This is a genomic window from Nocardiopsis metallicus (assembly GCF_014201115.1).
Classification (GTDB): domain Bacteria; phylum Actinomycetota; class Actinomycetes; order Streptosporangiales; family Streptosporangiaceae; genus Nocardiopsis; species Nocardiopsis metallicus.
Genome location: NZ_JACHDO010000001.1, coordinates 324,769 through 342,616 on the forward strand (window position 1 = coordinate 324,769; position 17,848 = coordinate 342,616).

General features: G+C 70.6%; 15 protein-coding genes, 1 tRNA gene and 2 pseudogenes. 8 read left to right on the forward strand and 10 right to left on the reverse strand.

Annotation, left to right across the window (positions count from 1 at the left end):
• Nucleotides 1–233: 233 nt before the first annotated feature.
• Nucleotides 234–307: transfer RNA gene (locus tag HNR07_RS01340), tRNA-Ile, on the forward strand.
• A gap of 276 nt (nucleotides 308–583) precedes the next feature.
• On the opposite strand, the gene HNR07_RS01345 is transcribed toward HNR07_RS01340, so the two are convergent.
• Together HNR07_RS01345 and HNR07_RS01350 are read right to left on the reverse strand one after the other, a co-directional pair.
• A complete protein-coding gene (locus HNR07_RS01345) occupies nucleotides 584–1,111 on the reverse strand; it encodes a hypothetical protein (protein WP_221318673.1) in 528 nt (175 codons plus the stop codon).
• Nucleotides 1,112–1,131: 20 nt separating this feature from the next.
• Nucleotides 1,132–1,782 carry a hypothetical protein gene (locus HNR07_RS01350; RefSeq protein ID WP_184360860.1) on the reverse strand — a complete coding sequence of 217 codons (651 nt, stop codon included), beginning with the start codon at nucleotides 1,780–1,782 and terminating at the stop codon, nucleotides 1,132–1,134.
• 398 nt (nucleotides 1,783–2,180) lie between these two features.
• On the opposite strand from HNR07_RS01350, the gene HNR07_RS01355 reads away from it, so the two are divergent.
• Nucleotides 2,181–4,109, forward strand: coding sequence for a GDSL-type esterase/lipase family protein (locus tag HNR07_RS01355; protein ID WP_184360863.1), 1,929 nt, complete (start codon nucleotides 2,181–2,183; stop codon nucleotides 4,107–4,109).
• Nucleotides 4,110–4,126: 17 nt separating this feature from the next.
• Here HNR07_RS01355 and HNR07_RS01360 read toward each other — a convergent pair whose 3' ends face one another.
• The 3 genes and pseudogenes from HNR07_RS01360 to HNR07_RS01370 form a co-directional block, all read right to left on the reverse strand.
• Nucleotides 4,127–4,747, reverse strand: coding sequence for a TetR/AcrR family transcriptional regulator (locus HNR07_RS01360; RefSeq protein WP_184360866.1), 621 nt, complete (start codon nucleotides 4,745–4,747; stop codon nucleotides 4,127–4,129).
• 376 nt (nucleotides 4,748–5,123) lie between these two features.
• Nucleotides 5,124–5,714: pseudogene (locus HNR07_RS36025) on the reverse strand (hypothetical protein); the annotation flags it as partial.
• A gap of 257 nt (nucleotides 5,715–5,971) precedes the next feature.
• A pseudogene (locus tag HNR07_RS01370) lies at nucleotides 5,972–6,685 on the reverse strand (glycerophosphodiester phosphodiesterase); the annotation flags it as partial.
• Nucleotides 6,686–6,941: 256 nt separating this feature from the next.
• Here HNR07_RS01370 and HNR07_RS01375 point away from each other — a divergent pair.
• The gene (locus HNR07_RS01375) at nucleotides 6,942–7,712 is read left to right on the forward strand and encodes a DeoR/GlpR family DNA-binding transcription regulator (protein ID WP_184360872.1); all 771 of its coding nucleotides are present in this window, start codon (nucleotides 6,942–6,944) and stop codon (nucleotides 7,710–7,712) included.
• Nucleotides 7,713–7,775: 63 nt separating this feature from the next.
• On the opposite strand, the gene HNR07_RS01380 is transcribed toward HNR07_RS01375, so the two are convergent.
• Together HNR07_RS01380 and HNR07_RS01385 are read right to left on the reverse strand one after the other, a co-directional pair.
• Entirely contained in the window at nucleotides 7,776–8,258 is a 483-nt protein-coding gene (locus HNR07_RS01380; protein WP_246420023.1) for a VOC family protein, read from the reverse strand.
• Between the two features lie 83 nt (nucleotides 8,259–8,341).
• Nucleotides 8,342–9,637 carry an MFS transporter gene (locus HNR07_RS01385; RefSeq protein ID WP_184360875.1) on the reverse strand — a complete coding sequence of 432 codons (1,296 nt, stop codon included), beginning with the start codon at nucleotides 9,635–9,637 and terminating at the stop codon, nucleotides 8,342–8,344.
• Between the two features lie 241 nt (nucleotides 9,638–9,878).
• Here HNR07_RS01385 and HNR07_RS01390 point away from each other — a divergent pair, with 241 nt between their 5' ends.
• From HNR07_RS01390 to HNR07_RS01400, 3 genes are all read left to right on the forward strand, one after another.
• Entirely contained in the window at nucleotides 9,879–11,480 is a 1,602-nt protein-coding gene (locus tag HNR07_RS01390; RefSeq protein WP_184360877.1) for a histidine kinase, read from the forward strand.
• Nucleotides 11,481–11,553: 73 nt separating this feature from the next.
• Nucleotides 11,554–12,216, forward strand: a complete 663-nt coding sequence (locus HNR07_RS01395) for a response regulator (RefSeq protein WP_184360880.1) — start codon at nucleotides 11,554–11,556, stop codon at nucleotides 12,214–12,216.
• Nucleotides 12,217–12,255: 39 nt separating this feature from the next.
• Nucleotides 12,256–12,954, forward strand: a complete 699-nt coding sequence (locus HNR07_RS01400) for an HD domain-containing protein (protein WP_184360884.1) — start codon at nucleotides 12,256–12,258, stop codon at nucleotides 12,952–12,954.
• On the opposite strand, the gene HNR07_RS01405 is transcribed toward HNR07_RS01400, so the two are convergent.
• The 3 genes from HNR07_RS01405 to HNR07_RS01415 all read right to left on the reverse strand — a co-directional run bounded on the left by HNR07_RS01405 (nucleotide 12,917) and on the right by HNR07_RS01415 (nucleotide 14,676).
• Nucleotides 12,917–13,252: a DUF4031 domain-containing protein gene (locus HNR07_RS01405; protein WP_184360887.1), complete on the reverse strand. Its 336-nt coding sequence runs from the start codon at nucleotides 13,250–13,252 to the stop codon at nucleotides 12,917–12,919. The two genes, HNR07_RS01400 and HNR07_RS01405, sit on opposite strands and share 38 nt — an antisense overlap.
• A 3-nt stretch (nucleotides 13,253–13,255) precedes the next feature.
• Nucleotides 13,256–13,846, reverse strand: a complete 591-nt coding sequence (locus HNR07_RS01410) for a hypothetical protein (protein WP_184360890.1) — start codon at nucleotides 13,844–13,846, stop codon at nucleotides 13,256–13,258.
• A gap of 362 nt (nucleotides 13,847–14,208) precedes the next feature.
• Complete coding sequence (locus HNR07_RS01415; protein ID WP_184360893.1) at nucleotides 14,209–14,676, reverse strand: Lrp/AsnC family transcriptional regulator; 468 nt, start codon at nucleotides 14,674–14,676, stop codon at nucleotides 14,209–14,211.
• Nucleotides 14,677–14,882: 206 nt separating this feature from the next.
• Here HNR07_RS01415 and HNR07_RS01420 point away from each other — a divergent pair, with 206 nt between their 5' ends.
• A complete protein-coding gene (locus HNR07_RS01420; protein WP_184360896.1) occupies nucleotides 14,883–15,788 on the forward strand; it encodes a tryptophan 2,3-dioxygenase in 906 nt (301 codons plus the stop codon).
• A gap of 118 nt (nucleotides 15,789–15,906) precedes the next feature.
• Nucleotides 15,907–17,145, forward strand: a complete 1,239-nt coding sequence (kynU, locus tag HNR07_RS01425; RefSeq protein ID WP_184360899.1) for a kynureninase — start codon at nucleotides 15,907–15,909, stop codon at nucleotides 17,143–17,145.
• Nucleotides 17,146–17,848: the final 703 nt, after the last annotated feature.

Consider the following 17,848-nt stretch of genomic DNA (forward strand, 5'->3'; position numbering starts at 1 on the left):
GGGGTACGGCCAGGCGCGCGCCGCACCATCACACCCTAGACCGCTCCCCGGCGCCGTCCGCGACCAAGGTGCGGTCTAACGCCTCGCGCGTCGCCGCCCACGGCCTCACGTGCGTCGTTGCCCGGCTCGTCTCCGGTGTTGCCCCCGGGCGTGGGCGAGCCCTGCGGGGCAACGGATTTACCGCGAGGAAACGGCGGACACACCCTGTTAGGATGACGTTTGCTGGCGACAGGGGGCCGGTAGCTCAGTTGGTTAGAGCAGGGGACTCATAATCCCTGGGTCGCGGGTTCGAGTCCTGCCCGGCCTACACCTCTCACCTGCGTGGAAACCCCCTCCACGCGGCGCCGACGGCACTCTTGGGCCGTCGGCGCACCCACCCCTTCAATTCCTGAACCGGGGTGGCGTGCGCAGACTACCTCGCTTTTCGTGACGTTTGTCCGAATGGTTCGCTTTTCTGCTTTTCCGGTGGTGCCTGTCCAGCTAAGACCGTGTTCTCCGCCGGAAACGGACAGCATCGAAACCTCACCGCCCGGGGCCCGTTCGCTCGGCGGGCCCCGGGACGATCGACACGATGGTCACGTGGTCAGTCGTCGCCCACCATCTGTTTGACGAAGGACCTGTAGTCGCGCAGGACCAGCCGCAGCGCCTCGGTGTCGGCCTCGCTGTCGTTCCAGACCGAGCGCAGCGAAGCCCGGCGCGCCTCGATCTCGGCTATCAGGGCGTCGGCGACCTCATCGGCCAACGCGTCCGCCTCGCGCACCGAGCGCGGGGGGTCGTCCACGAACTCGCCCTGAGCTTGGGTCCAGCGCTCACGCACCTCGTGTGCGACCAGGCCACGGGGGCGAAGGCGCCAGGTTCGGGAGGGGTCGGGGGTTCGGCGGGGTCTGGCCTGCTGGGGCACGCGCACCTCGGTCGTCTCGGTCACGTCGGTCATCGTGGCCTTTCCGCCGGCCTCGGCTTCGCCGCCGGTTCCGGCTCTCCCGGCGGGCTCGGCCGGGGCGGCAGACTCGGGGGCCGACGCCGCTTGCGGGGGCTTCGGTTTCTCGACGGGCTCGGGGTCGATCCGTTTCGCGCCCGGACGGTGCCGGGGCCGCACTGGGCGATCCGCCATGTCAACCTCCCTCGTGATGGCTACTCCGTCTGTTCCGTCTGGGCGGTACGGGGCGTTCCGGTCTCCCGGCCGCTGCCCCTCCTGTGCTCCTTGGGAAGTCCGCCGAGCAGGGCCTCCACCAGGCCCCGGTAGGCCAGCAGCGCCTCGCGCAGGTTCTCGGTGGCCGTCTGGTCCGCCTCGGCGAGGTGTCCGGCCGCCCAGGTGGCGCGGTAGCGCGCGACCGCCTCGGGGTGGTCCACCGACAGATCCTTGGCGCGTCTTTCGAAGCTCGCGTCGTCGTGGACACCGCCCTCGGCCGTCGGGCCGTCGGGGTAGCCCAGGTCCCGCATGATGCTGTCGGTGAGGCTGCGCGCGCCGCGGACCGACCCGACGGGATCGTCCACGAACTCCCCCTGGACCGCCGTCCAGGCTTCGGCGTGGGCCGCGGCCTCCTCCCGGGTGAGCTCGCGCAACTCGGTGCCCTCGCGCTCACGGAGCCGTTCGGTGAGGTCCCGCTCGGCACCCGCCCTGTCGCCGTACGCCTCCAGAGCGTGGTCGTACTCGGGGCCGAAGCGTCCTCTGAGGCGCTTGGTGCGAAGGGCGGGGAGGAGCACCAGACGAGCGGCGGCCGCGGCTCCTCCGGCGATGACGATCACGGCTATGACGATGATGACGATCGTTCCGGTCTCCACGGGGGGTACCTCCTGACCGCCCTGTGCCCTCAAGGGGCGGTTACGAAACGCCACGTTCCGTGTGCCTGTGGACTCTCCGCAGGCCGGGGCGGTTTCGGAGAGGCCGCCGGGTTTCCCGGGGGTGGTTCCGGAGTGTTGGAGGGGCCGTTGGGTCGGGGCCGAAAGCGAATGCGAGGCCTCACGAACACGGGGTCGGCACCCCTGTTCTCCCCTAAACTGGCGGCCGGTCGGCAGCCACCGGGTCCCATGCCTCCCGCGTCCGGTGCAACCACCGCGCCGGGGTTCGTCGGACCAGTGGGCGGCTCAGACGTGTACGGGAGCACCAGCCGCCTCCAGGGCACGCCGGTCACCGGAGCGTACCCGGGGCGGCCGGGAGGAACAGACGGGGAGGAAGGCGTGTGGTGGACGGGGGGAGAACAGGCCCGGGTGCCGCGAACCCGAAGGCCACGGTCTGGGACCACGTCCTGCTGGGCGTCTGCGTCCTCGCGGTGTTCCTGCTTGTGCTGACCGCCTTCAACACCACGGTCACCCCCGACGTCACCGCGTACCCCTCCGACGACTCCGGCGAACCCGTCGCGCAGCCGCTGTCCGCCCTCATGGACCGGACCGGGATATCCCCGGACGGCTCCGCGGGCGCCGGGGACCTCGACCAGGCGGGCAACAGCCTGTCCGCGCGGGGCCTGGCCGCGGCTGGCTGGCACCCCGGCGGAGAGGTCGTCCTGCTGGACACCCCGCTCGAACTACCCGTCTACGGTCCCGGACGCCCCGACCACGTGATCTCCGACGGCCAGTCCGTGGCGCTCACCGCCGAACCCGCCGAGTTCCAGTCCGTGACCTTCCTGGTCACCGGGACCCGGACCGACGGCACCGGCGAGGACGTGCGGGGCAACGGCAGGGTGGTCTACTCGGACGGCACCGCCAAGGACTTCCCGTTCTCGGTTCCGGACTGGGCCGCGGGCCCGGCCGGGGACGCGGTCCTGTCCCTGCCCTACGCCAACTCCGCCACGGGTTTCGGGCAGGGCGCCATCGGCTCGGTGCGCCTGTACGCCCGTTCCGTGCCGCTGGACCCCGACCGCCAGGTCGACCACGTCATCCTGCCCACGGTCCTGGACGACGACGCCAGCCTGCACGTGTTCTCGGTGGGCGGGCGGCCCCCGGCGCAGCCCTGGACCGGCACCTGGGCCCGCGCCACCTCCGGGTACGCCGAGGTGGGCCCGTGGGAGGACCAGACGCTGCGCCTGACGGTGCGCACAACCACCGGCGGCTACAAGGCCCGGATCCGGCTCGACAACACCTTCGCCTCCCGCCCGGTCGCCATCGGCGCGGCCTCCATCGCCCTGCGGGACGGGGACGCGTCCACGCACGGCGCGGCCACCCGCGGCGCGGCGGTCCCGCTCACCTTCGACGGCGCGCCCGGTGCGGCCATCCCGGCAGGGGGCACGCTGGTCAGCGACCCCGTCGACATCCTCCTGCCGCCGCAGACCCAGCTCCTGGTCAGCTTCCACCTGCCCGAACGGGTCACCGCTGCGCCGATGCACTACGCCTCGGTGGACACCAACTACACGAGCGTGCCGGGAAGCGGCGACCAGACCATGGACGGTACCGGCGAGCCGTTCACCGGGCTGGTGGACCGGTGGCCGTTCCTCACCGGGATCGAGATCTCGGACGGCCCGGGTGCGGTCGTGACCTACGGCGACTCCATCACCGACGGCCTGCGCTCGCGCCGGGACGCCTACACGCGCTGGCCGGACGTGCTCAGCGCGCGGCTGCACGCCAGCCCGGACCTGCCCAACCCGGGGGTGCTCAACCTCGGGGTGGCGGGCAACCGGATCACCTCGGACGGTTACCCGGGCGAGGGCGTGTCCGCCTACGCCAGCGGAGTGAGCATGCTGCACCGCGCCCAGCGGGACGTCTTCTCCCAGAACGGCGTGGACTCGGTGGTGGTCTTCGCTGGGATCAACGACCTGCGCTGGGGCGCGCACCCGGACGAGGTGGTCGCGGGGCTGAGGCGGCTGGCCAACACCGCGAACGAACACGGAGCGCGGGTCTTCGCGGCGACCCTGGTGCCCTGCGCGGGGGAGGCCCGATGCACTCCGGAGGTAGACCAGGGGCGCGAGTACGTCAACGCCCACCTGCGCGAACAGGCGCAGGACCCGGCCTCCTCGGCCTTCGACGGGGTATGGGACTTCGACGCGGTGCTGCGCGACCCGATGGCGCCGGAGCGGCTGCGCCCGGAGTACGACTCCGGCGACCACCTGCACCCCAACGAGGCCGGGCTGAGGGCGATCGCGGAGTCGGTGGACCTGTATGAGCTGGTCGGCGACTGACGGCCCCGCCGGTGCGGTCAGCGCGGGTACTGGAGGTGGTGGTGGATCACCAGGTCGACGTAGACGCCGCCGAGATCGCTGAGGCTGAGACCGGCCTCGGGGTCGTACCAGTGCAGCAGTGAGTCGAAGGTGTCCAGGACGGAGTCGGTGGCCTTGCCGGTGTCGCGGATGGGGAACTGTCCGGCGGCCACCCCCGCCACGATGATCCCGTGCACGTGCGCGCGGAAGGTTCGGTGCAGCGAGCTGATCTCGCGGTGTCGGGCGGGGTTGATGGCCCGCAGGGTCGGTAGCAGGTCCTGGCTCAGGGCGATGGCGGCACGGTGTTTCCAGCCGGAGCTCACGTGCCTGCGGACGAGGCCGGACATGCGTTCGGTGGGCGGCCGCTCGGGGGCGTCGGCCGCCAGCTGGGTGTTGACGCGTTCTCGGGTGGCACGTAACACGACGGCGTAGGTCAGGTCGAACCTGGTGGGGAAGGCCCGCCTGAGGCATGCCGCGTCGGTGTCGGTCTCGGCCGCGATCCGGTGGGTCAGGTCGGACATGGCCATGCCGCGGGAACCGTGCTCGGCGAACAGGCGGGCCGCGCAGTCCAGGACGGGGGCTGTCGTGCGAAGCGTGTGAGGGGAGAGGTCGGCCGTCATCGATCAGTTGGGCGTGGAAACCTGGTCCTTCAGGGCCGGGGGGGAAACGCCTTGCTCCTTTCGGAAGGTGTAGGCATAGCCGTCGGCTCGCTGGAGTGGCTGAACGTGCCGGTGCCCGATGCCCTGGACGGTGCCGTGGGCGGTGGTTACGGACGCGGTTCCGCTCTGTGCGCCCGCCCGAACCCACGTGGGCGGGCAGGCGCTGTTCCAGGGCCCGCCAGAGCGCCCACCGCGTTGAGTTCATGGCAGCGGCATCCCGCAGCGGGGCCTTGGCCTGAGCGAGAACCCTGTTCAGGGTGCGCCTATTGGTGACGAACTGCTCGACCGGCAGGTTGTCCTTGGCCTGGTTGCAGGGCACACACGCCAGAACCGGGTTGGAGACCGGGTCCGAGCCGCTCCGCGATCGGGGGTGGACGTGGTCTTTGTCGAGGACGAACACGGACGGGTGGATGGTGCGCACCTCACGGCGCTGCTCCCCGACCCCCTCAGGGTTGGGGGTGACGCCACCAGCGTCAGGTGAAGTGCCGGTGGTCTCCCCTCGACCATGTCCCGCACCGGGTAGCACCGGGCGGTGGTGTCCGTGCCCCGTTTCGTTCCCGATCCGGGGAGAGTCTGCTGGCACGGGTTCCAGAGCAGGAAGGACTTCGCCGGAGGCGTCTGAGGGCGGTGACGGGCGACGGGAGGGATGAGGAAGCACGGCCTGGCGGGTCTGCTGTCCTGTGCGGAACGTAGCCATCGATGTCACCTCCTCGTGGTGATGGCTGGGTCTGGTGAAGGCGGCCTTCGGCCGAAAGAACCGAAAGCCCGGCCCTTCGGAACCGGAATCCCTTTGCTCGTTGGTTTCTCGTCGGTCGGTGTGCGCCGCGAAGGGGAGGGAATTCCAGGGTAACCGCGAGCGGGCGACAAATCGTGTGGAACGGTGGAACGCATTGGCGTAAGAGGAGTTCGTGGTGCGCATGGTTTTCATGTGCGCATTGGTGTTCTTTGTGGGCGTATCGTGCTGTTCCTCCAGGGGTGACAGCAGCTCATGGTGGGTCCTTGGTGTACCGTCCCAGGCTCTCCTCAGGCCGGCCCGGGGGTCGGATTCGTTCCCTGTGGGACTCCTTGAAAGGTGCCCTGGGCGATGCTTTGTTCCGCGTTCTGCGCGGCGCCGTCAATGGTGTTCTGGTGCGTACCCGCCGGCGCCGCCGGCGGTGCCCCCGGAGGGCCCTGCGGAGTTCCCGAAGGATTTCCCCGAGGAGTTTCCTGGGCACGTCCGGAAGCCAGCGAAACCAGGTCGTCGACGCGTTCGGTGGCCAGAGCGTCCACGCCCATGCCGATGAGCCGGGCCATCTCCGGGAACTCGTTCACCGTCCAGGCGACCACCCGATAACCCTGTCGGTGCATCTCACCGACCCTCTCCCGGTCCAGCAGGGTGTAGTGCGTCCCCAGGAACGTCGGCCGCAACGCGTGTGCCACCTCCTGCGGCGGCGGTCCGGGCTGCTCCCAGGCCAGCATCAGCCGCACACCGGTGCTCCGTGCGCGCAGGGCCTGCAGGGTCTCCACCGGCCCGGTGAACAGCGCCTGGTCGCCGAAGCCGTGCTCTCGCAGGACCTGGTCGGAGGCGAGCGCGGCTTCCGGCGAGGTGACGTCGATCAACAGGGGGGAGGCGTCCCGGCCGCAGAACTCGGCCAGCACCTCCATCAGTGTGGGTACGCGACGCTCCACGTCGTCGCGGGTGGCGGCAAGTTCGGCCAGGGTCAGATCACCGACCTGGCGGGGCGGGGAACCCGGGGCGGCCACGACGCGTTCGTCCACCAGGACCGGGTACCCGTCCGAGGTCAGGTGGACGTCGATCTTGACCAGGTCCACTCCGGCGCGCAAGGCTGAGCGCAGGGCCGGAAGCGTGTTACCCGGGAATCGTGCGGTGTCTCCGCGTAGTGCGATGGACAACGTCATACAGACAAGGGTGGCAAAAGGCAGCGCGTTACGTGGCGCAAACAGGAAAAACGCCCACCAGGGAGTCCGTGCGGGGCCCGTGCGCGCGGTGCGTGAGGACCGGTGCGTACGGTGCTGAGGGCCCGGTCGCGGTGTGACTGCGAGCGGACTCACGTCGCCAGGACACCGTCCTGGGTACAGCTACCTGGGAAACTTTGTTACTGGGTGTCGTGATGGCACGGCACCCCAAGGCCGGCCCCCGAGTGTGAGGCGAACGATGATCCCGGACCAACGGCGAGAGCACATCCTGAAGCTCCTCCAGGAGCGGCACGTGCTGAGTATCAACGAGCTCACGTCGATGCTGTCCGTGTCCCACATGACGGTGCGTCGCGACATCCAGGCTCTGGAGAACGACGGCAAGGTCCTGTCGGTCACCGGTGGCGTGCGGCTGGCCGCGCGGCTCAAGAGCGAGCCCTCCTACCTGGCCAAGGCTCAGCTGGAGGTGCCCGCCAAGCGCGCCATAGCGCGCGCCGCGGCCGACCTGGTGCGCGAGAACTTCACCATCTACCTGGACGCGGGCACGACCACTCTGCAGATGGTGCCGCTGCTCACCGACAAGGTCGGGCTGACCGTCATCACCAGCGACTTCAACGTCGTCGGCCACCTGATGGAGTACCCGGGGATCGAACTGATCCACACCGGGGGCGTGGTGTCGCACTCCGACCACTCCTCCGTCGGCCAGTTCACCGCGGACTTCCTCCGCCAGGTCAACGTCGACCTCGCCTTCATCGCGAGCAGCTCCTGGGACGCCGAACGCGGCTCGACCACGCCCTCCGAGGCCAAGGTGATCGCCAAGCAGGAACTGCTGCGCATCGCCTCCAAGAGCGTCCTGGTGGTGGACAGCACCAAGTACGGCAAGTTCGGCACCTTCCGGGTGGCCCGCCTGGAGGAATTCGACCTGATCATCACCGACGACCGCCTGCCGCGCTCCGCGGTGGACGAGCTCGGCGAGCGCGACATCCGACTCAAGACCGTTCCGGGCGAGTAGCCCGCTCTTCCCCGGGTTCCCCAGGCAGGGCGCTCTTTCCCCGGAGAGAGCGCCCTTGGGGACTCAGTCCTCGCCGGTGTCGGGGTCTGCGGGGACGAACAGTGCGAGTTCGGTGCCGTCGGGGTCGTGGAAGACCAGGGTCGAGCCCTCCGCGGTGTGGACCACCGGGGTGTGCTCCACGTCCAACCGGGTGAACCGGTCCTCCCAGGCCTCCAGCACGCCCGGGTTGGCCACGGCCAGGGTCAGGCGGCCCAGGCCGCAGCGGCGGCTGTCGAAGCGGCCCTTGAAGTTGTCCCGGTGCTGGACGAGCTCGATCACCAGACCACCCGGGTGCCGGAGCACGGTCTGGCGCGGGCCGTCCCGGTCGCCGTGGCGCTCTGGCCGGAACCCCAGCACGGAGCGGTAGAAGTGCGCGCTCACGTCGTGGTCGCGCACGGACAGGGTCACACGCGCGATCCCGGCGAGCGGAGGGGACGGCGGGGAAGCCACACGGCGCAGGCTGGCACGGGGGGCGAGCGCCTTGAACAGATCAAGCACGGTGGTCAAGCCTAGGCCCGACCCCGCCTGTCTGCCAGGTTCTTGACGCGGGCTTAACGCCCGCATCACAGGGGCCGCGGTGCCGGACCAGCTCAAATCCCGCGGGTGGCCCCGGTTGTCTTGGCCACGTGTGCCCCGGCCATCGGGTCGGTGAGGGCACTGGCGGGGACGTCAGGGCTGTCGGGGCGCTCGTACCAGCGCCCGCGCAGGACCAGAGTGGTCACCGCGAACGAGACCAGCCCGCCCGCCGTGGCCAGCGCGAACGCCCCCTGATGGCCGTAGGCGTCGGCCAGGGCGCCGGAGATCATGGAGCCCAGGGACTGCCCCAGGATCAGGCTGCTCAGAATGATCGCCATCGACTGCGAGAGCCGGCTGGGCGGGGCCGCCCGCTCGATCAGCCCGAACAGACTCACCAGGTGCGGGCCGATCGCGATACCCAGCACGAGGATGGCCACCGCCAGGCTCACGGGCCCGTGGTCCAGGTACAGGGGGAGGGTGAGCAGGGCCAGACCGCCCGCCGCCACCCGGGTGCGCGCGGTCAGCGAGAAGCCCACCGGCAACGAGGCCATCATCAGTCCGGCCACGGCGCTGCTGGACCCCATCACCGCGTACATCAGTCCGGACAGGTCCCCGTGTCCGGCGTTGTCCGCGAACGCGGTCACCCCCGTGGACATTCCGCCGAAGAACAGCCCCTGGCAGAACATCGGCACGGCGAGCAGGAGCAGCGCCGGACGGGTGATCCGGCCCTCGGCGCCGCGCACCGGGGCCGACCCGGGCGGAGCGGTGGGGTGCAGGGCGAACACGGTGCCGAACACACCGATCAGCACGGCCGCGCCGAGCACGCTCGCGGTGGGGGAGAGGGTGAGGGTGAGGACGCCGACCAGGGCCGGGCCCAGTACGAAGGAGGCCTCGTCCAGGACGCCCTCCACCGACATCGCCGCCGAGACCGAGCGTTCACGCTCCGGCCCGCGGTCGGGCCCCTTGCGGATGAGCACCACCCACCGGGTGCGCGCCATCGGGCCTACCTGGGGCATGCACAGACCGCCGGCGGCGGCCAGCGCCACCAGGGTCGGCAGCGGGGCGTCCGCCGTGATCGCGGCGACCAGTAGGACGATCAGGGCCGCGTCCAGGAGCGCGGTGACCAGGACGGGGACACGCTGCCCGTGGCGGTCGGCGAAGCGGGCGATGACCGGACCGCCCACGGCCTCACCGAGCGCGAACGCCCCGGAGACCAGACCGGCCGCGGCGACGCTGCCGGTGGTGCTGGTGACCAGGGTCAGCAGCCCGATGAGGGTCATCGATACGGGGAGCCGGGCCAGGAAGGTGGCGAGTAGCAGCGGCCGACCGGCGATCCGGTTCATCCGCCGCAGGGTCTCCAGAGGTGACATACAACCTCGTTCTGTCTCGTGGTGCCGCACCGTCGCCCTCGGCCGCAAAACATCCCATGATAGGTGGACTGTCCCGGGTCGGTGACACGGCGACCGCCCTCGCGCGCTGGGGCGCGGCGACCGCCACGGGGCGGGGACACAGGACCTCAGGCACCGGAACGGGGCAACCGCCATCGGACAGGGACAGGACCTGACTTTCGCGGGTGAGCGGAACCGGTCCCGGCTGTGTAGGTTCCTCCCCATGGACTTCGCCGAACTGATCCGGGGCGCGCGCCGGGCACTGACCCCCGCCCCCGGGTGGCCCGCCCGGGCCGCCGCCGTGCGTGACCTGCTGCTGTGGTGCGGGCTCAGCCTGATCCTGCTCTCGGAGTCCTACGCCTTCTCCTTCGCCGGACACGACGGCATGTCGCTCCTGCCGGCCCTCACCGCCGCGGCGGGCCTGGTGATCGTGCTCAGCCGCACCTACCCCCTCCTGGCCCCCTGCCTGGCCGTGTACGTCTGTACCTGGTCCCAGGCCTTCGTGGTCCCGCTGATCGTCGTGTCCTACCTCGCGGGCCGCCGAACGAGGCGCACCCGGCTCGCGATCGCGGTTTTCGCCGTCCTGTGCCTGGTGATGGCCTGGTACGTACTGGACAGGATCGAGGAGCTCCCGGGCCTGTGGATCACCGTGGCGTTCTCCCTGGTGATCTGCACGGTGCTGCCCTGGCTGGTGGGCGTATACCGGCGCCAACAGGTGGAACTGGGGGCGGCGGGCTGGGAGCACGCCCGCCAGTTCCAGCTCGAGCAGCAGCTCACCGCGGACCGCGCCCGGCTGCGCGAACGCGCGCGGATCGCCCAGGACATGCACGACTCCCTCGGTCACGAGCTCAGCCTCATCGCCCTGCGCGCCGGAGCCCTGGAGGTCTCCCCGGACCTGGCCGACCGCCACCGGGAGGAGATCGCGCAGCTGCGCGCGACCGCCGTCTCGGCCACCGCCCAGCTGCGCGAGATCATCGGGGTCCTGCGCCCGGACGCCGAGCCGGAACCCGCGCCCACCGCACCGGCCGGGGAGAGTGTCTGCGCCCTGGTCGAACGCGCCCGCGACTCGGGGGTGGACGTCACGATGGTCCGCGAGGGGCCGCTGCAGGGGCTGCCGCCGATGGTGGACCGCGCCGCCTACCGGGTGGTGCAGGAATCCCTGACCAACGCCACCAAGTACGCGCCGGGTGCCCCGGTGACGGTGTGGTTGACCGCCGACGGCACCCGGGTGGAGGTCCGGGTCACCAGCGCCCGGCCCGGTAGGCAGGGACAGGCGCCGGGTTCCGGCGGCGGGCACGGGCTCGCCGGCCTGCGCGAACGCGTCCGGATGGTCCGTGGAACCCTGGCCGCCGGCCCGCACGGGGACGGCTGGGAGGTGTGCGCCACCATGCCGCTGGACGGGGAACAGGTGACCGAGCGGGAGGGCGACGGCGACAGCACCGAGGTGATCGAGCAGCTCCAGCGGGCCGCACGCCGCCGGGTCCAGCCGTGGACCCTGGCTCTGGTCGCCGTTCCGGTGGGCGTGGTCCTGGTCGTGATCGCCGCCGTCTACGCCACTCTCGCCAGCGTCCTGGCAGAGAGCACGCTGCCGCCGCAGGAGTACGCGTCGATCCCTGTGGGCGAGCACCGGGACGAGCTGGAGGACCGGCTGCCGGACTACCCGATGGGGCTGACCGGGGCGCAGCTGGAGAGCTTCGAGTCCGCGGACCCCGGCTGCGACCACTACCGCAGTTCGGCCAGGATGTTCGACGGGGACGTGCTCTTCTACCAGCTGTGCTTCGAGGAGGGGGTGCTGGTGAGCAAGGAACAGCTAGAGACCCGATGAGCCCGCGAACCCGACGGGAACGGCGTTGTGGCATGCTTCCCCAGAAAATCCGGACAGGAAAGAGGTCACGGCCGTGATCAGGGTGCTGCTCGCCGACGACGAAGCGATGATCCGCGCGGGTGTGCGGGCCATCGTGCAGAGCGATCCGGAGATCGAGGTGGTGGCGGAGGCCGCCGACGGCCGCGAAGCGGTGGAGCGGGTCCTCTCCCACCGCCCCGACGTCGCCCTGCTGGACATCCGGATGCCCCGCTTGGACGGGCTCGCCGCCACCGCCGAGCTCCGCAAGGTGGCCCCGGACACCAAGATCATCATCCTCACCACCTTCGGCGAGGACAGCTACATCTCCCAGGCACTGGGCGACGGTGCCAGCGGCTTCCTGCTCAAAGCGGGCGACCCCCGCGAACTCATCTCCGGGGTACACGCGGTCGCCGACGGCGGCGCCTACCTGTCCCCGCAGGTGGCCCGGCAGGTGATCGCGCAGTTCGGCGGCGGCAGGGCGGCGAAGCAGGCCGCCGCCGCGGAACGGTTGGCCGACCTCACCGAACGGGAGCGGGACGTGCTCGCCCTGGTGGGCGCGGGACTGTCCAACGCTGACATCGCCGACCGCCTCTTCCTGGTGGAGGGCACCGTCAAGAGTTACGTGAGCACCATCCTCAGCCGCCTGGGTATGAAGAACCGCGTGCAGGCCGCGATCCTGGCCTACGAGGCCGGGCTGGTGGAGGGCACGGACTCCTGACCGGGGTTCTCGCCCCCCGCCCTTGGGAAGGGTGGTCACATGACGAGCTTCGAGGACCGGCCGGACCGCTTCTTCCCTCTGCAGGAGGAGGACGCGATCCTGCTCGCCGACTCCTGGAAGCGCCTGGCTGGGGAGGGCTACGAGGCCCGAGCGGTGGGGGAGGAGCTCCTCGGCCGCTGGAACGAGTCACACCGCCGCTACCACACCGTCTCCCACCTGTGGAGCACTCTGCGGGCCGTGGACGCCCTCCAGGGGCAGGCCCGTGACCCCGACGCGGTCCGGTACGCGGTCTGGTTCCACGACGCCGTCTACGAAGGCCGTCCCGGCCGGGACGAGGACGAGAGCGCGGCCCTGGCCGAGCGCTTGCTCGCGTTCATGGGCAAGGAACCCGGACTGATCGCCGAGGTGGTGCGGCTGGTGGGGGTCACCAAGAACCACCGGCCCGAGCGCTGGGACGCCGACGGCGCGGTGGTCTCCGACGCCGACCTGTCCACACTTGCGAGCCCCGCGGACGAGTACCTGGCCTACACCGCGGCGGTGCGGGCCGAGTACTGGCACATCGCCGACAAGGTGTTCCGGGCCGGACGCCTCCAGGTCCTGCGCTCCCTGCTGGAGGCCCCGCACCTGTTCCACACGCCCTTCGGTCGGGCGCACTGGGAGCCCCGCGCCCGGTCCAACATCCTCGCGGAGGTCGACCGGCTCACCCAGGAGGCCGCGGGGGAGCTTCCGCCACCCTGACCGGCGACGCTTCCCCGACGGCGGGCGGGGCGGGCCGCGGGTGCTTGGGGCAGCGCAGCCCGGACGCGCGCAGCCGACTGACCAGCTCGCGCCCGCTGACATGCTCGGCGCCCAGGCCAAGCGCACGGGCGTGCAGGTGCTCGGGGACGTCGTAGTGGTCCCGTTCGAAGGCGCGCTCGGGGACGCCCAGCTCGCGCGCGAAGGCGTGGAGTTCGTCGAAGGAGCTGTCGCTCACCAAATGCGCGAAGTTCCAACCGCGCGGGCCCGGCCAGACAGGGTTGTCGATCAGGAGGCTCACCTGTCAACAGTAGGCGAGACCGCGTCCGACAACGGACACCGATCCCGTTGTGCGAATCGTCCTTCGCTCCCGGGTTGGTCTCAGGACCGAACACCCTGCCCCGGGGCGGTCCCGGGTCGCAGACACCTCCGGTCCGCAGTGAGTAAGCCCCCTGTTCCCCGGGAGGCTGATCCTCCCCCGCAGGCCTTCGAGGTCCTCACCTGGTTCGAGACCGAGGGCCCGGAGGCGATCGTCGAGGACCCTGGGACAGAGGCCTACCAGGACTACCTCGACGGGCTCGGAGTGCGGTCGGCGAACGAACAGGAGATCCACGAACCGCACCCGGTGTGGCAGTGGACCGACGAGTTCGTCCGCGCAGAGGCGCGGGAGGAGGAGGACGTGCTCGCCTTCACCGAGACCTGGGTGGCGGCCGTCTCGGTCAACGGAGAGCCCGGCGCGATCGTCGAGGCGACCCGGGAGGATGACGGCGAGATCGTCTTCGCCGGTCTCGCCACCGCTGCTGACGCCGCCGAGGGTTTCCTGGAACTGGAGGAGGGCGAGGCCCTGGTCTATGAGTTCCCGCTGAACGCCTGGTACACGGTGGCCGACGGCCATCTGCGCGGGGTGAACTACGAGGGACTGCTGGAGGTCCCCGGCAGGCTGGGCCTGGAGGAGTACGACCGGCGTACCGAGGAACGCTACGCGCAGGACCTGGAGCGGCCGGAGGGAACCGACCTGATCGGTGGCGCGGCCTTCACGGACCCGTCCGGCCCGGCGGCGGCCTGGCTGCTCCCGGCCGGTCTGGTGGCCCTGATCCTGGCGGGTGCTGGATTCGCGGCGTTCCGTCGCGGCTCCCCGAGCACGCCGCGTCCCACCGCGACCGAGGTCGGAGCACGGTCTGACGCTCGGCTTCCGGCCCGGACCCCGGTCCGCCGCGCTCGACGGCGGGCCGGGGTCCGACGTTCAGAGGGCGGCGTTCACTGCGCCCCCGGCGCGGTCACCGCGCGCCAGGGCACCGGGCTGGACAGGACCATCGTGCTGGAGGGGCGGCCGTGCTCGGCGAGCTGGTCGATGACCTCCTCGAAGTGCTCCATGGAGCGCACCGCGATGAGCAGTACGCAACAGGCGTCCCCGGTGACCCGGTGCACCTGGAGGATCTCCGGCAGCTCCAGCGAGGACCGCTCGCGCAGCAGGCAGTGGGCGCCGAAGCACTCCATGCGCACCAGAGCCGTGACCGGCAGTCCGGCGGCGGCCGGATCGACGTGCGCGTGGTAGCCGGTGATCACCCCGCGGTCGGTCAGACGGCGGACACGGTCGGCCACGGCGGGGGCCGAGAGGTTCACCCTCCGGGACAGTTCGTTGAAGGACAGCCGCCCGTCCTGTTGGAGCTCCTGGAGGATGCGCTGGTCAACGCTGTCCAGCGGGGTTGCCAGTCGTGAGGTCATGCTTTGCGATCCCAAGGCCGATGGTTGTTTCCCGTTACGAATGTTAGGTCAATGACCGACTTGTGTCGTCGACGCCCATTCCGTATCGCGGGAATATGTCCGAGTATGTGAGCTCACGTTCACGGCGCCGTGCACGGGGGACTCTTCGACCACGGCGCGGTGCGTGCGACGAGCCAAGCCGCGCAGCAAGACGAGGGGTACACCCGATGCTCTCCACCACGTCCGCCCAGCAGTGTCCCTACGCTCCGACCGAGGACGTCGGCGCGGCGGAGGCCCGCGCCAGCAGGGCGGAGAGCAACGGGGGAAAGCCGACCCTGAGCTTCGACAAGAACACCCCCTACGTCGACTACGCCGGGATCGACACCCTTCTGAGCCTGCAGAACCCGCGTACCAAGGAGCCCGCCGAGTCGGCCTTCATCATCGGAACCCAGGTGATGGAGCTGGTGTTCGCGCTGATCCAGCAGCGCTGGGAGCAGGCCCGGGACGCGCTGGAGGTCGACGACGTGCCCGGCGCCGTGGCCTGGCTGCGCAGCGCCTGCAACGCTCAGGACGTGCTCAACAGCACCTGGGGCCTGTTCTCGGACATGACCCCCACCCAGTTCAACCGCTTCCGCGACTCCTTCGGCGAGGCCTCGGGCTTCCAGTCCTACAGCTACCGCAAGCTGGAGTTCCTGCTGGGCCACAAGTCCGCCGCCATGATCCGCCCGCACAAGGCGATGAGCGGGGTCGTCACCGACCTCACCGACCTGCTCGAGCGCCCCAGCCTCTACGACGCCGCGCTGCGCCTGCTGCACCGTCGCGGCCTGCCCGTCCCGGACACCAGCGCCGAGCGCGACTGGACCGAGGACTACGAGCCCTCCGCGGAGGTCGAGCGCGCCTGGGTCGAGGTCTACGCCGACGACCGCCCCGGAAACGAGCTGTACCTGCTGGCCGAGGCGTTGGTGGACGTGGCCGAGCGGGTGACACGGTGGCGTCAGCTCCACCTGGCCGCGGTCAAGCGCACGATGGGCGGCAAGCCGGGAAGCGGTGGCTCCAACGGCCTCAACTGGCTGGCCCGCAACGCCGAGAAGGACGTCTTCCCGGAACTGTGGTCTCTGCGCAGCACCATCTAGCAGCGCCATCTGGAAACACTGCGCGGCGCCCTCCGGGCATACCGCGTCCAGGAACATCGCGATGCCGAACAGTCACCACACACCTCACAACACAGCCCTCGCAAGAAAGCAGGACCCGATGACGCCCACCACCCGTGAGGAGTGCGCCGCCCTGGACGCGGCCGACCCCCTCGCCGCCCTCCGCGAGGAGTTCGTCCTCCCCGAGGGCGTGATCTACCTGGACGGCAACTCGCTGGGCGCGCTGCCCCGATCCACCCCCGCCCGGGTCGCCGACATGATCGAGCGCGAGTGGGGCCAGGACCTCATCCGCAGCTGGAACGACGCCGGCTGGTGGGACAAGCCGCGCACCCTGGGTGCCAAGGTCGCGCCCCTGGTCGGGGCCGACACCGACGAGGTGGTCGTCGGTGACGGTGCCTCCGCTAACCTGTTCAAGTGCCTGGTCACGGCGCTGCGCCTGTCCGACCGCTCGGTGGTGCTGGGCGAGGCGGGCAACTTCCCGACCGACCTGTACGTCACCGAGGGCGCGGTCGGCCTGGCGGGTGCGCAGCAGCGCCGGATCGACCCGGACGGCCCCGGGCTGGCCCAGGAACTGGCCCGGGAGGACGTCGCCGTCCTGCTGCTCAGCCACGTGGACTACCGCAGCGGGGTGCTGCGCGACATGGCCGGGATCACCCGCCTGGCGCACGAGCACGGCACCCTGGTGATCTGGGACCTGTGCCACAGTGTGGGCGCGGTGCCCATCGAGCTGTCCGGCAACGACGTGGACTTCGCGGTGGGATGCACCTACAAGTACCTCAACGCCGGTCCGGGTGCCCCCGCGTTCCTGTACGCGGCCCGCCGCCACCACGCCGCCGCCGACCAGCCGCTCAGCGGTTGGCACGGACACGCCCGCCCCTTCGACTTCACGCCTGACTACGAACCCGCTCCGGGGGTCTCGCGCTTCCTGAGCGGATCGCAACCGCTGGTGGCCGACGCGGCCCTGGAGGCCGGACTGGACGTGTGGGCCAAGGCCGACCTGGCGCACGTGCGGACCAAGAGCCTGGCCATGACCGACCTGTTCCTGGCCAGGGCGGCCTCGGTGGGTCTGGCCTCGATCACCCCGGCCGAACACGAGCGGCGCGGCAGCCAGGTCGCCCTCGTCCAGCCGGAGGAGGGCGCCGGTTACCCGATCGTGCAGGCGCTGATCGAGCGCGGGGTGATCGGTGACTTCCGCGCCCCGGACGTCATGCGCTTCGGGTTCACCCCGCTCTACCTGCGCTACGTGGACGTCTACGACGCTGCCACCGCGCTCGTCGAGGTCGTGGAGTCCGGCGAGTGGCGTGCCGAACGCTTCAACCGCAGGTCACAGGTGACCTGATCCGCGAGCACTCCCCGGTCGGGCAACCTACCGGGGAGTTCTTTGTACCCGCTGGGCCTTGGGCGCCCCGCCGTGACCCCGGCCAAGGCCACGCTTACGTGGCCTTTACCGCGAGAGTCCTCCGCACGGCTTCCCTGGCCCACCCCTGACCCGCTCCGGAATAGTCCCGGCCCCGTGACCTTCCGGTGCGTATGTGGCCCCCTGGCCGCTTCCGGCTCGTCCCGCAGGCACGTGTGCCGGTTTATGACGAGGGCCACGCGCGGGCCTGTCCGCCGTCCTCGGGCAGGCCCGCGAACCCCTGCCGCCAGGGATTTTTCGTGTTTTCGGGGCAGGTTTCGGTCTGCGTCATTTCGTATTTGTGTAAACACGCACTGTCATTTTACTCGGGATCCTTCGGTACTTTGCCAAAGCCTGGGTTAGTGTCCTTCGTGACCGGCTCGTTATTAACCTTTAGCGCACCGGTGCCGAGCCCTTGACCGGCCCGCGGGTCGGAAGGGAATCGAGACCTCATCTCTCTCGGGAGCGAGCAGCGCGAATCCACGCGCAGCTGTCCGGCGGAGCCGATCCGGCCCCCCGTTCCCACCCCGCCACTCGCCGCCAGCGACGCGGGACGCCCCATGGCATGACACCAGCCCGGAGTGCAGACCTGTGCACCCGTGTGCTTTGACGAGTCATGCCCCGGTCTTCTCGGCCTCTGACGTCA

What these genes read in the sequence shown, in the direction of transcription:
- HNR07_RS01360 (WP_184360866.1), bottom strand. Translation starts at nt 4,747, where the DNA reads ATGACGGCCGACCTCTCCCCTCACACGCTTCGCACGACAGCCCCCGTC.
- kynU (WP_184360899.1), top strand. Translation starts at nt 15,907, where the DNA reads ATGACGCCCACCACCCGTGAGGAGTGCGCCGCCCTGGACGCGGCCGAC.
- HNR07_RS01375 (WP_184360872.1), top strand. Translation starts at nt 6,942, where the DNA reads ATGATCCCGGACCAACGGCGAGAGCACATCCTGAAGCTCCTCCAGGAG.
- HNR07_RS01420 (WP_184360896.1), top strand. Translation starts at nt 14,883, where the DNA reads ATGCTCTCCACCACGTCCGCCCAGCAGTGTCCCTACGCTCCGACCGAG.
- HNR07_RS01410 (WP_184360890.1), bottom strand. Translation starts at nt 13,846, where the DNA reads ATGGCCGTCGGCCACCGTGTACCAGGCGTTCAGCGGGAACTCATAGAC.
- HNR07_RS01345 (WP_221318673.1), bottom strand. Translation starts at nt 1,111, where the DNA reads ATGGCGGATCGCCCAGTGCGGCCCCGGCACCGTCCGGGCGCGAAACGG.
- HNR07_RS01415 (WP_184360893.1), bottom strand. Translation starts at nt 14,676, where the DNA reads ATGACCTCACGACTGGCAACCCCGCTGGACAGCGTTGACCAGCGCATC.
- HNR07_RS01400 (WP_184360884.1), top strand. Translation starts at nt 12,256, where the DNA reads ATGACGAGCTTCGAGGACCGGCCGGACCGCTTCTTCCCTCTGCAGGAG.
- HNR07_RS01385 (WP_184360875.1), bottom strand. Translation starts at nt 9,637, where the DNA reads ATGTCACCTCTGGAGACCCTGCGGCGGATGAACCGGATCGCCGGTCGG.
- HNR07_RS01390 (WP_184360877.1), top strand. Translation starts at nt 9,879, where the DNA reads ATGGACTTCGCCGAACTGATCCGGGGCGCGCGCCGGGCACTGACCCCC.